Origin of the sequence: Pseudomonas sp. HY13-MNA-CIBAN-0226 (genome assembly GCF_040310305.1) — a bacterium.
Taxonomy (GTDB): domain Bacteria; phylum Pseudomonadota; class Gammaproteobacteria; order Pseudomonadales; family Pseudomonadaceae; genus Aquipseudomonas; species Aquipseudomonas gregormendelii.
The window spans coordinates 109845-122451 of sequence record NZ_JBEOPS010000014.1 but is presented as its reverse complement, the minus strand read 5'-3'; the positions used below and the strand labels follow the sequence as shown (position 1 = coordinate 122451).

The following is a 12607-nucleotide window of genomic DNA, read 5'->3' as shown; positions in this document are numbered from 1 at the left end:
TGTGTGCCGCCTGCATCAATCTGGCACTGCGCAGGTGCTCTCGCGCACGATCAGTTCGAACCCCAGGTCCACGGTTTCCGGCTCGGCGGGCAGGGTGCCGGTTTCGATCCACTGCAGCAGGCGAGTGGCGACCGTACGACCGATCTCCAGCGGGTACGGGCGCACGGTGGTCAGGCGCGGCGCGCTGAGCTTGCTCAGGGGCAGGTCGCCGAAACCGGCAATCGCCAGCTGGCCCGGTACATCGATGCCGCGACGACGGGCTTCGAACAGCGCGCCGATCGCCAGCACATCGTTGGAGCAGCACAAGCCCTGAGGCTGGTCTGCAGTCTTGGCCAACTGGTCGAACACCTGGGTCAACACCACCTCGGAAGTACTCTCCTCCAGTGCGATGATCGTCGCCGTGCAACCCTTTTTTTCCAGCCAGGCACGAAAGCCCTCGGCACGTTTTTGTGCGCGATGATCAAGGTGCATGCGCGAGCCGACATAGGTGAAGCGGCGCACGCCGGATTGGTACAGGTGCTCGGCGAGCGCCGCGCCGACATCCTCGTGGAAGAACCCGACCTGCAGATGAAACGGCTCGTCACCCAGTTCCCACATTTGCGCCACCGGGATGCCGGTGGCTTCGAGTAGCGACCGGGCGGCTTGATGCTGGTTACCGGTGAGCACCAATGCCGCAGGGGACCAGGATAAATGTGCTCGCAGCAGCTCCAGTTCTCGGTCGGGGTCGTAGTTGCTGTTGCTGATCATCAGCTGATAGCCCCGCGCTTCGAACACGTCCTGCATGGCTTGCAGGGTCTCCGAGAAAAACGCGTTGATCATCGAAGGCACTATGACCGCTACGGTGCGGCTGTGGGAAGCGGCCAGGGCGCCTGCCAGGCGATTGATGGTGTAGCCGGTCTCGGCGATGGCTTCGCGGATACGCTCGGCACGCTTGCTGGAGACAGCGTCAGGATCGCGCAGGAACAGTGAAACGGTACTGGGCGAGACGTTAGCCCGCTCGGCGACTTCGTCCATGGTTACGCGATTGCCTTTGCGACGGCCCGGATTGCCGTTGGCGATGGTTGCCGGTAAGTCGCTCATCTGTTTCCTCGGGTGCAAAAGTCCAAGAGAATGAAAGCAGGGCGCTTTCAAGTCAATCACGAGCATGCCAGCTCGGCAAAATTCGAATGCGAACAAAAATGCGCGTAAAACGAAGGAAAAATCGTAGCGCTACGATTTTGCTTGGTTTATGCTCGGCGCGTACCATTTAGCAGCGCTGCGATTTTATCCGAGCGTCTACCCAACCCGTGTTGGAGAACAACTATAAAAAATGAATACGTCCCTGTTCACCTTCCTTAGCATGCTGTTCTTTACCGGCCTGGTGGCCGCCATTTCCTGGTCCTTCACGCGCAAGGCCAAGGATGTCGGTGCCCACGGCTACTTCATGGCCAGCGGTGGGCTCAACGGTTGGTTTATCGCCGGCTCGATGATGCTCACCAACCTGTCCATCGACCAGTTGATCGGCCTCAACGGTGACTCCTATGCCCACAATCTGAGCTCGATGGCGTGGGAGGCCACTGCGGCGGTCTCGACCATCGCCCTGGCGTTGTTCTTTTTGCCGCGCTACATGCGTGGGGGCTTTTCGACGCTGCCGGAGTTCATTGAAAAGCGCTACGACGTCACCACCCGTCGCGTGGTCAGCGCGCTGATGGTGGCCACCTACACGCTGGTCTTGAACCCCGCGTCGCTGTACCTGGGGGCAATCACCTTCAACCAGATTTTCGACCTGCAAGGCATTCTCGGCTGGTCCTACCCGGCCACCATCTCGCTGCTGATCGTCAGCACCGGCGTGATTGGCGCGGCGTACGCGGTACTGGGCGGCCTGCGCGCGGTAGCGGTGTCGGACACCATCAACGGCATCGGCCTGCTGGTTGTGGTCATCCTGATCCCGATCATTGGCCTGTGGACCCTCGGCCAGGGCGATGTACTGTCCGGCGCGCAGACGATCATGCAGGACTCGCCCGAGAAGCTGAATGCCATCGGCGGCCCGCAGGACAAGGTGCCGTTTGGTGCGATTTTCACCGGGATGATTGTTGCCAACCTGTTTTACTGGTGCACCAACCAGGCGATCGTGCAGAAGAGCATGGCGGCGAAAAACCTCGCTGAAGGGCAGAAGGGCGTGCTGTTGTCCGGTTGCCTGAAACTGCTCGTGCCGCTGGCCATGCTGATGCCGGGTGTCATCGCCTGGCACCTGTTCCGCGATCAGCCGCTGTCGAACTCCGACATGGCCTATCCGGCGCTGGTGTCGGTGTTGATGCCCTGGTGGATGAAGGGGTTCTTCGTGGCCGTGATCTTCGGCACTGTGATGAGTCACTTCAACGCGATCATCAACGGCACGGCGACCTTGCTCACCTACGATTTCTACAAGCCGTTGCGACCCCTGGCCGATGATCAGGCACTGGTGCGCTTCGGCAAGCGCGTGAGCATCCTCGCTGCCCTGGTGTCGCTGGTCGTGGCGCCGATGCTGATGTATGCGCCGGAAGGCATCTACGCGGTGCTGCGCCGCTTCACCGGGTTTTTCAACATGCCGATCATTGCCATCATGCTGTTCGGGTTCTTCAATGCCCGCGGCGGCGCGTTCCCGGCCAAGCTGGTGCTGGGCCTGCACGCCTTGTGCTACGCGGTCTTCGTGCTGGGCCTGAAAATCGATGTGCGCCTGGGCATCAGTTTTATCCATGTGATGGGGATCATGTTCGCCATCGAGATGCTGATCCTGATCGCTTTGCGCAACCGCTACGCCCGGGCCGAGCCTTACGTGGTGCAGACCTCGAGCCGGATCATGGACCTGACGCCATGGCGCCATGCGGGCAGCTTCAGCATCGTGCTGCTGGCCGCACTGGTCTCGATCTACCTGACTTTTTCTCCGCTGGGAGTGGCCAGTGCGGCCGGGCCGAGCAGTTGGTTCGTGCCGTTGTTGGCGACGGTGTGGGTCGCGGCGCTGGCGGCCATCAGCGTGGTTCGCCGTCGCTGGCGCCAGCGCGAACCTGATGCCAAATCCTCCCTGCCAACCTGCGAGGTGCAATCCTGATGACGTCTTCAACTTCACTCGCCACTGCCGCTTTCGTCCAGACCGAGGGTGACATCCGCCTGGTGGTCGATGGCCGCGTGTTGTTCTGTCACAGCGAGCGCAACCCGGCGATCTTCGTCGGCCAGGGCGAGGCGGACATCAGCATGCAGCGCGGCAACTTCTCCATCCGTGACTATGTCCAGGAACGGCTGGCCTTGCGTCACGCCTGGCTTGACCAGGCCGCAGCGCGCCTGGATTTGCGCGCCTGGGTCGACGGCCCGGTGCTGCTCAGCCTGAGCCTGCAAGTGCAGGACAACGTGTTGCGCCTGGTGCCACAGAGTGTTGACGCGGGCATCAACCGCCTGTGGTTGCGGGTACCGGCAGCAGCTGATGAGCATGTCTGGGGTTGCGGCGAGCAGATGTCGTATTTCGACCTGCGCGGGCGCAATTTTCCGCTCTGGACCTCGGAGCCCGGAGTCGGCCGGGACAAGTCGACCTGGCTGACCCTGCAAGCGGACAACGAAGCCAATGCTGGCGGCGACTACTACCACACCAACTATCCGCAGCCGACCTACATTTCCTCCCAGCGCTACTGCCTGCATGCGGTGACCACGGCCTACGCCGATTTCGATTTCCGCCACCAGCAATTCCATGAACTGCAGTTCTGGGCGGTGCCCGAGGCGTTCGAATTCCTCCTGGCCGATGACTTCGTGCAACTGGTCAGCCAGGTATCGAGCCATTTCGGTCGCCAGCCGCGCCTGCCGGAATGGGTCATGAAAGGGGCGATCCTGGGCTTGAAGAACGGCCGCGAACATGCCCAGGCGCGTCTCGACGATGCGCTCGACCAGGGCGTCGCGGTGAGCGCCTTGTGGTGCGAGGACTGGGAAGGCCTGCGCATCACCTCCTTTGGCAAACGCCTGTTCTGGGACTGGCAGTGGAACAGCACGCGCTACCCCGATCACGCCGCCTGGGTCGCCAGCCTTGCAGCACAGGACATCCGGTTCATGGGCTACGTGAACCCGTACCTGTGCAACGACGGTCCGTTGTTTCAGGAAGCGCAGCAAGCCGGTTACCTGGCCACGCGAGTCGAAGGCGGCACCTATCTGGTGGACTTCGGCGAGTTCCTGTGTGGCGTGGTCGACTTCACCTTGCCGGCAGCGGCGCAGTGGTTTGAAGAGCGAATCCTGCGGCGCGAGATGCTCGACAAGGGCTTGTCCGGCTGGATGGCCGACTTCGGCGAGTACCTGCCCATCGACCTGAAACTGGCCGGCGATGCCGACCCGATGCTCGAGCACAACGCCTGGCCGGTGCGCTGGGCCGAGGTCAACGCACGGGCCATTGCCAACGCGGGCAAGACCGGCGATGCGCTGTTCTTCATGCGGGCCGGCTACAGCGGCGTGCAACGTCATTGCCCATTGCTGTGGGCGGGGGACCAGTCAGTAGACTTCAGCCGCCATGACGGATTGCAGACGGTCATCTGTGGTGCGCTGTCCTCGGGTTTGCTCGGCAATGCCTATCACCACAGTGATATCGGCGGTTACACCAGCCTCTACGACAATTGCCGCAACGGCGAACTGTTCCAGCGCTGGGCTGAGATGGCGGCGTTCACTCCGGTGATGCGTACCCATGAAGGCAATCGCCCGGACCAGAACCTGCAGTTCTGGCAGGACGCCGACACCTACGCGCATTTCGCTCGCATGACCCGACTGTATGTCGGCCTGCGTCCGTACCTGCAAAGCCTGGTGGATGAAGCCGAGGCCAGCGGGTTGCCGCTGCAGCGTCCGCTGTTCCTGCACTACGAGCAGGATCCCGAGACCTATTCGATCCAGGATCAGTACCTGTACGGCAAAGACCTGCTTGTAGCGCCCGTGCACGCCGAAGGTCAGCGCGAGTGGACGGCCTATCTGCCTCGTGGCGATCAATGGCAGCACCTGTGGAGTGGCGAGCGATATGCCGGCGGCCAGCGCGTAACGGTTGCAGCGCCGCTGGGTCAGCCTCCGGTGTTCATCCGCGTCGGCAGTCGCTGGCAGGCGACCTTCGAAACCCTGGCGGACCTCGCTCTGTGAGTTGAATCCTTTCTCGCTACGCAGCGCCTTGTGCGCCTCCTTCACGGGAGGCGTCGGGCCTCCCTGCGCCTTGAGATCGCCAATACCTGTACCCGAGTAAGCGAACTTGAATAATAAAAATTACGTTTTTGCTGCTTTTGCCATGACCTGCTCCCTCCTGGGAAATTCTGCCAATGCGGCCTCACCTTTGGTCTTCAAGGCCGGAAACCTGAGCATCAACCCTTACGGGATTCTTGATCTGTCGCTGCAGGGCGGCAAGTTTACCGACGATCACCCGGGTCATACCATGGTCTCGGACGGCAACCTGCAGGCGTCGCGAATTGGCCTGAAGATCGACTACGCACTGGGGAACAGCGGCTATGGCGTGCGGGCGTTCGGTGAGCGCGGCCTGGTGCTGCGCAACATCTGGCGCACCGGCTACAACGAGGGCAGGATCTCCACCAACCGTGGTTATGGTGCAGGGGTGACCGGGCCATTCGGTTCGGTCGACATGGGCAGCCTGTACATGCCGATCTACTGGGTGTTCCTTGATTCGGACGTGGCGATGTATGGCCTGTCCAACATGGCCTCGATCATGAGCCTGGAACACACCACGACCTTGGGCAAAAGTGGCACCGGCGGCTTTTATGACACCACCGTGCGCTACCGAACCCCGGAGGTCCATGGGTTTTCCAGCGAACTGGGGTATTCCTACGGTAACTCCAGTATTGAAAACGGTCCGGATCAGAACCGCACCAGCGGCTTCAACCTGCGCTATCGCGATGGTGATACAAGGCTGGGCTACGGCTTCAACCAGCACGATTCGGCTCCCTCGCTGACGACCGGTGAGTTGTACCGGCAAAACACCCACGTGCTCTCCGGCACCGTGCGGCTCGGTGGAGTGCTGTGGGGCGCGAACTACGTCTACTCCGAACGCGATACCGACGTACGCTGGTTCGCCTCTGCGCAGATGGTCAACGCACGCATCACTTTCGGCCCCGGTGACATCACGCTTGGCGTCTCGCACCGTATCGAAGCCGAGGGCGCACGGGCCTGGGCCACTCACGCGGGCTACCTGTATTCGCTTAATACCAATACCCAGCTCTACACCTACGTGTCTCACATCGAGAATAATGCCGACTCCGGGCAGGGGTTTGCGCTGTTGAGTGAAAGCTACCCGAGCGTGCCCAAGGGGTACGACCCGTGGGCCATGACAGCAGGTATCCGTTGGGGATTCTGAGCATTGATGAACAGTTGGAACAAGGCGCCACCCATGAACATTCTTGGTCTGCACAGCGGCGATCTGCAGCTCGACGTACTGCCACAACTGGGCGGTTCCCTGGCCGGTCTGCGGCACCGGGATTTTGCGCTGTTGCGGCCGTGGGATTGCACCCCCAACGTTCGCCGCTCAGCGTGCTATCCGCTGGTGCCCTATTCGAACCGCATCGCAGAAGGGCGCTTCCAGTGTGGCGGGCACGAATATCAATTACCACGCAATTTCGGCGAGCATGCTCATCCGCTGCATGGCGTGGGATGGCAGCGTGAGTGGCAGGTGGTTGATTGCACGAGCCATGAATGCCACCTGCGTCTGTCCCATGATCCTGCCGGGGAGGGCGGCGAGGATTGGCCATTTGCGTTTGAGGTCGATCAATATGTCCGCCTTGATGAGCAGGGGGTTTCCCTGTCGATGACGTTGCGTAATGCCAGTCAGCAGCCAATGCCGGCCGGTTTGGGTTGGCATCCGTATTTCCCCCGACACCAGGGGGTCGAGCTGTCATTTGCCGCATCGGCGGTATGGCTCAACGGTAGCGACTCGTTGCCCCAGGAGCGCCTGCCGGTGCCGCCACCGTGGGACTTTGCCCGGCGTCGGGCGGTGGGTCACGTCGCCCTGGACAACTGTTTCGAAGGCTGGCATCGCCAGGCTTCAGTGTATTGGCCGCACGCTGGGGTCGGCGTCGAGATCACCGCGCAGGAAGGGCTGGATCACCTGGTGGTTTTTACGCCACCGGCACCTCAGGATTTCATTGCGGTCGAACCGGTCAGTCACTTGAACAACGCCATCAACCTGCCTGCGCCCCAGGCCCACGGCATCGTTTTATTGGGCCCCGGGCAGGACATGACGCGCACCCTGCGCATGAGCATCAGGCTGGATGGATCAGGAGCAATCGTATGAGTTACACCGTCAAATGCGCGGTCGATCAAGTCAGTGAACTGGGCGAATGCCCGGTGTGGTCGGTCCGGGAGCAGGTGCTGTATTGGGCCGATATTCTCGCCGGCCAATTGCATCGGCTGGACCCGCAAACCGGGGGATTGACCAGCCTGCCGCTGGGCGAGCACCTGGGCTGTTTCGGCTTGCGTCGTCAAGGCGGCTTCATCGTCGCCCTGCGCACTGGCATCTACTTGCTGGGCGAGGACGGAACACTGGGCCGCAAGCTTGCGGACAACCCCTGCGGGCCCGCAGACAGTCGTTTCAACGATGGTCGAGTCGATCCCTGGGGGCGTTTCTGGGCCGGGACTATCTGGCAACCCCGGGACCGCAATGGCGCCGTCCTGATGCGCGTTGATGAGCACATGAATGTGCAAGTCATGGCGCACGACGTCATGGTGTCCAATGGCCTGGCGTTCAGTCCTGATCGGGCCTGGATGTACCACAGCGACACACCCAATCATGTGCTGTATCGCTACCCCCTTGATGGCCAGGGCCAGCCGGGGCCCCGGCAGACTGTTCGCACCTTCGAGCGCGGCCCGGGTGGGCGTCCGGACGGCGCCGCGTTCGACAGTGAAGGGTGCTACTGGAGTGCGCAGTTCGACGGCGGCCGCATCCTGCGATTGGCACCGGATGGCACCCAACTCGACGAAATTCGTGTCCCCACGCGATGGCCGACCATGGTTGCTTTTGGCGGCCCGGACCTGCGCACGCTGTACATCACCAGTTCCCGGGAAAACCGCAGTGCCGAGGAGCTGGCGACCTGGCCGCTGTCAGGTTGCCTGTTTTCGGTAGAGGTCGATGTGGCCGGTTGCCCCGAGCCTTTGTTTGCCGGTTGAGTTTCCCTATTTTTGCAAGGATTGAATCATGAGCCAGCATACCCAAACGCGTTACCCGTCCCTGACCGGCAAAGTCATCCTGATCAGTGGCGGCGCCTCAGGCATTGGCGCGGCATTTGTCGAAGCGTTTCACCAGCAGGGCGCCCGCGTCGCTTTCCTGGATCTGGACCAGGCTGGTGGCCAGGCACTCGCTGCTGCGCTGGGCCAGGACCGGGTGAAGTTCCTGCCCTGCAACGTGCGCGATATCCCGGCGTTGCAGGCCGCCATCGCGGCAGTCGAAGCGCAATGGGGGGCGGTGGATGTGTTGATCAATAACGCTGCCCGCGACGATCGCCATCCCATGCAGGACGTCGACGTCGACTACTGGGATGAACGTATGCAAACCAACCTGCGCCACGCTTTTTTCGCCGCCCAGGCGGTCGCCCCGGGAATGACCCGGCGCGGAAGCGGGGTGATCATCAACATGGGCTCGATTTCGTGGATGAGGGGCCGTCCCGGCATGGTCTGCTATACCACTGCCAAGGCTGCAATCAATGGTATGACCCGCACCCTGGCGCGGGAACTGGGTGACAGTGGCATTCGTGTCAACAGTCTGGTGCCGGGTGCGATTCGCACTGCCCGCCAGGATGCCATGTGGGCCAGCGATCCGGCGGGACTGGAATTGGCCAGTCAGAATTTCATCGACCAGCAAATGCTCAAGTTCCGCCTCGACGCCAGCGATTGCGCACGCATGGCGCTGTTTCTGGCGTCTGATGACAGCCGCGGCTGCACGGGACAAAACTTCGTGGTGGACGCGGGGTTGTCGATTCAGTAGAAGCGGCGGATATCCGTCACATTCCGTAACCGGCAGCTTGACCGGCCTGGTTATCCTGCGCGCCCGCAATCAGGTGCAGCGGCATGTGCTGCACCTCAAGGGTGGTGACTTCAAACCCGCCCACCACCTGCGCCTCTCGCTCCCCCAGGGCGATGATCTCCGCTTCCTTTGCCTTAGCCATTCTCGCGTGGTTCGCTGCGATTTCATTGAGAGTTGACACGATACGTCTCCCGGTGACTGACCAAGCGTAGTGCTGGCGTCCTTGTTCGTTGATGAATTGCCGTCGCGTCAGAAATCCGTTGTTCTGGGGCAGCTATCGGCGTCCATTGCAATCCTTGAGCCAGTCGGGGCCGGGAAATCAGGAGAGGATCATCGACCGGATGATCGGTACTCGCGCTCGCGTCTCCGAGACAATTTTGAGCTTAGGCCAGATTGTGAAACACCCTGTGAATTTTGTAAAACGGCGTCATAGAAAAAACCGTGGAAGTGATATTTATATGGCGTTATTTAGGCGCCAATAATCAGTCTTAGTGTATGTAACCAAAAGCAATTGGAATTAGCACAATTCATTTGCTCACGTTTAAAGAACATCGGCCATAAATAACAAAGTACCGGTGCAGAGCCTTCGGCAAGGATCACTACAACTAAAAAAATAAAAATTGACGACAAAAAACAGTCTCGTCCTCCCTATTAAGTCGGTGACTCATCATGATCAAGATCATGGCCTGCTTTTTAATAGGAGCTGTACTCGCAGGATGCAACGGCATGGTGAAACCCGATTTTTCGGGGCCCGCCAACGACTCATACTTCACCGTTTTTTCAGGCTTTCCTCTTCCCTATATGTATATGGCTTCGGCTGTGCAATGGAACGAGGAGTACGCCGTGACGACGCGTCACACTCCGCTGATCCCCAATGTGCAATACAGCTGCAGTACCGGCTGCGACCTGGTGTTCATCCGTCACAAAGCCAACGGCCGCTATCCCGCCTGGCGTGCGCCACGGGTAGGCGAGGCCATCACCGCCGTGGGCTCCAGCCCCTACATGGCCACCGCGACCGGCAAGGGCAAGGTGTATCAGGCGCCATTTATCAATACCGATGAGAACAGCGGCGATCTGTACGCCATCCACGATGCACCGTTGGTCAAGGGCATGTCCGGTGGGCCGGTCATCGGCAACGATGGCAACATTGTCGGGATCAACATGGGCTTTTATTCCACGACGTTACACGATGTCAGTGCCCATCCCGGAGTGAAAGGCGCCGAGCGCATCAGTGTGTTTATTCCGTATTCGATCATTCAGCGCGAATGGCTGTTATTACAGGCTAAACTTGAAACGCCGCGCGGTACCCGGTTGGCCGCCAAGTAACCAACTGCAGGCCCGGTCAATAGGGCGGGCCTGCACTTCGGCAGTCTAAAGATCTTTCTTGAATTCCTTTTCCAGGTGTTTGTCGCCCTTGTGCCGCTCTTTGTCGAGGTGGGTAGCTTCGTTATCTATTTCTTCGTCAGCGTGCTTATCGGCTTTATCCATTTCGTCGGCATCTTGATCAATGCCTTTGTCTATCTCACGATGGTCATGGCGGACGCGGCTAGCCCATGCCGGAACCGAACAACTGACGAATCAACTTAGGCGTGCTACCGGTCCAGCGCTTGAAAGAACGCCGGAAATTTGCCGCATCGTTGAAACTCAGGTACTCGGCCACTTCTTCGTTGCTGAAGCCTTTGATTTGATACAGGTACAGCGCCACGTGCTTGCGCACCAGATCCACCTGTTGCTGGAACCCGGTGTGGTGTTTTTGCAGTTTGCGTTTGAGTGTCGCGGGGCTCACGGCAAAGGCGTGCGCGGCCTGTTCAAGACTTGGGGCCTCGCGCACGTGGGCCTGCAGGTAGCGGTAGACGCAGTCGACAAAACTTGCAGTGAAACCCAGCTGATCGATTTGCCCCTGGGCTTCCTGCCGGGCGACCTGGCCGACCGTTGCCGAGCAGTTGGGCCAGGGCCGGACGAGGTCCTCGCGGGGGATGCGCATCAGGTCCAGGGGACGTTTGAACTGCGTGTCTTCGCCCAGGTGCACCCAATACTGCTCGACGTAACGCGGCTCGGCGTGGCTGAAACTGCACTCCCACGGCAGGCGCTGGCCACTCTGGGAGCGGCTCATGGCGACGATCGACGTCATGCTCGCCTCTAGCAGGAAGCGCCACTGCTCGCCGGCGCCGCAGCTGTCCAGCCAGTAGAAATAGGCGTGCTTGTCGTCCATTACCAGGCGTGGTGCGGCCAGCGGGCTGAGCAACGCCTGTTGATGCACCAGGGTATCGAGTGCCTGGTGCAGGTTTTGTGCATGGCGCAGGGCGTGGCTGGCAGGGCCGTAGTGCCCGGGCAGCAGGCGCTGGCCGAACAGAAAGCTGCTGTCGTCGGCATCGAGCAGGCGCCGGCTGTTGTCGATCAGGGCCAGGAATTGCTGCGGGCTCAGGCGCGTCTGTCCGGCCAGGATGTCGTCGTGGAACAGCCCGGTGCCGCGCAGCAGGCGATGGCTGTCGATGTCCCGGGACAGCGCCAGGTCGATCAGGGTTGCCGGCTGGTAATGCCCGGGAATGAAACGGCTGTCGCTTTCGTACCAGGTATTTTTAAGGGTCATCGCCGCGCCTCAGGCTGTTTTTGCCAGGGGCTGCTTGGCGCGCGCCAGTGCCAGGTTCAGGCGTTTTAGCAAAACGTCAGGTGCCTCATCCATGGCCATCACCACGGCGGTGCTGGCGGACAGTTGCAAGCGCTCGCCATGCTGACGGGTTTTGTGGGCCAGGCCATGCACCGCCTGCTGCAGTTCCAGGGCTAACAGCCGCGCCTGGCTTTCCCCGGTGTTGGGCAACACCACCACGAAACGGTCGCCAGCCAACCGGCACAGCAGGTCCTGGCGGCGCAGGTTGAGCAGCAATAAATGGCTGATGGCTTGCAACACCGCATCGCCTTCGGCATGCCCGAACGCCTGATTGATCGCGGTGAAGTTGTCCAGGTCCACGGCCATCAGCGACAGCGGCTGCTCCTGGGCAAGACTCTGCGCCAGGCTGGCAGTCAATTGGCGCTTGAGATAATCGGCACCCCCCAGTGGCGTCAGCTTGTCGAACAGACGGTGTTCGCGGAACAGCTTCTCGCGCTTCTCCATTTGCGCGCTGATCGCCAGCTGCTCGCGATGCCAGTGATAGATGCCGATGGTCAGCAGAATCATCCCGACCGGCATCGGCCCGGATTCCAGCCAGTGATCCCAGGTAATGCTGTCGGGCAGGCGAATGAACTCGTCGAGGCTGTCGATCCACCAGGAGAAAAAGATGCAGCTCAGGCCCAGGGCCAGGTAGTTGGTCACGCGGCCAGCGGGGCGACTCTTGAGCACCAGCCCCAGCCAGACCAGCGCCAGTAGCGCCGAGCCGCCTTCGCCGATGATGTCCAGCCACACCCACTCGCTGACGCTTTTCAGTTCGCCGCAGGCCAGGTGCAGGAGCAACCCGAGATTGGCCGCCACCAGCAGCAGGACGAGTTTCCAGCGATGGGGTTTGAGCACAGAGAACATGGCCGCGATCCTTTGGCGAGTGACAGTGCGCGTCAGCACAGCAGATGTTTGTGACAGGCGGGTGACGGGGGCGGGGGGTCGAATCAGCTCAGTGATGCCGCCAC

At 60.9% G+C, this 12607-nt stretch carries 11 protein-coding genes; 7 read left to right on the top strand and 4 right to left on the bottom strand.

Going from position 1 to position 12607, the window contains the following annotated elements; genetic code table 11:
• Nucleotides 1-15: 15 nt before the first annotated feature.
• Nucleotides 16-1080, bottom strand: a complete 1065-nt coding sequence (locus AAEZ05_RS16915; protein WP_350598301.1) for a LacI family DNA-binding transcriptional regulator — start codon at nt 1078-1080, stop codon at nt 16-18.
• 229 nt (nt 1081-1309) lie between these two features.
• Here AAEZ05_RS16915 and AAEZ05_RS16910 point away from each other — a divergent pair, with 229 nt between their 5' ends.
• From AAEZ05_RS16910 to AAEZ05_RS16885, 6 genes are all read left to right on the top strand, one after another.
• Nucleotides 1310-3067, top strand: a complete 1758-nt coding sequence (locus AAEZ05_RS16910; protein WP_045060488.1) for a solute:sodium symporter family transporter — start codon at nt 1310-1312, stop codon at nt 3065-3067.
• Nucleotides 3067-5112, top strand: coding sequence for an alpha-glucosidase (locus AAEZ05_RS16905; RefSeq protein WP_350648149.1), 2046 nt, complete (start codon nt 3067-3069; stop codon nt 5110-5112). The genes AAEZ05_RS16910 and AAEZ05_RS16905 overlap by 1 nt, the downstream gene beginning before the upstream one ends.
• 142 nt (nt 5113-5254) lie before the next feature.
• Nucleotides 5255-6331 carry a porin gene (locus AAEZ05_RS16900; protein ID WP_350598306.1) on the top strand — a complete coding sequence of 359 codons (1077 nt, stop codon included), beginning with the start codon at nt 5255-5257 and terminating at the stop codon, nt 6329-6331.
• Nucleotides 6332-6364: 33 nt separating this feature from the next.
• On the top strand, nt 6365-7264 hold the full coding sequence (locus AAEZ05_RS16895) for an aldose 1-epimerase (RefSeq protein WP_350648147.1): 900 nt from the start codon (nt 6365-6367) through the stop codon (nt 7262-7264).
• The gene (locus AAEZ05_RS16890; RefSeq protein ID WP_350648145.1) at nt 7261-8136 is read left to right on the top strand and encodes a 6-deoxy-6-sulfogluconolactonase; all 876 of its coding nucleotides are present in this window, start codon (nt 7261-7263) and stop codon (nt 8134-8136) included. Before AAEZ05_RS16895 ends, AAEZ05_RS16890 begins: the two co-directional genes overlap by 4 nt.
• A gap of 28 nt (nt 8137-8164) precedes the next feature.
• Nucleotides 8165-8950 carry a sulfoquinovose 1-dehydrogenase gene (locus AAEZ05_RS16885; RefSeq protein WP_045060493.1) on the top strand — a complete coding sequence of 262 codons (786 nt, stop codon included), beginning with the start codon at nt 8165-8167 and terminating at the stop codon, nt 8948-8950.
• A 16-nt stretch (nt 8951-8966) separates the two neighbouring features.
• Here the strand turns inward: AAEZ05_RS16885 and AAEZ05_RS16880 are convergent, their stop codons facing one another.
• Complete coding sequence (locus AAEZ05_RS16880; protein ID WP_045060494.1) at nt 8967-9170, bottom strand: hypothetical protein; 204 nt, start codon at nt 9168-9170, stop codon at nt 8967-8969.
• Nucleotides 9171-9715: 545 nt separating this feature from the next.
• On the opposite strand from AAEZ05_RS16880, the gene AAEZ05_RS16875 reads away from it, so the two are divergent.
• Nucleotides 9716-10315 (top strand): trypsin-like peptidase domain-containing protein, encoded by a 600-nt coding sequence (locus AAEZ05_RS16875; protein WP_045060495.1) that lies wholly within the window; start codon nt 9716-9718, stop codon nt 10313-10315.
• 220 nt (nt 10316-10535) lie between these two features.
• Here the strand turns inward: AAEZ05_RS16875 and AAEZ05_RS16870 are convergent, their stop codons facing one another.
• Together AAEZ05_RS16870 and AAEZ05_RS16865 are read right to left on the bottom strand one after the other, a co-directional pair.
• Nucleotides 10536-11579, bottom strand: a complete 1044-nt coding sequence (locus tag AAEZ05_RS16870) for an AraC family transcriptional regulator ligand-binding domain-containing protein (protein ID WP_350648143.1) — start codon at nt 11577-11579, stop codon at nt 10536-10538.
• Between the two features lie 9 nt (nt 11580-11588).
• Nucleotides 11589-12503, bottom strand: a complete 915-nt coding sequence (locus AAEZ05_RS16865; RefSeq protein WP_045060497.1) for a GGDEF domain-containing protein — start codon at nt 12501-12503, stop codon at nt 11589-11591.
• Nucleotides 12504-12607 lie beyond the last annotated feature (104 nt).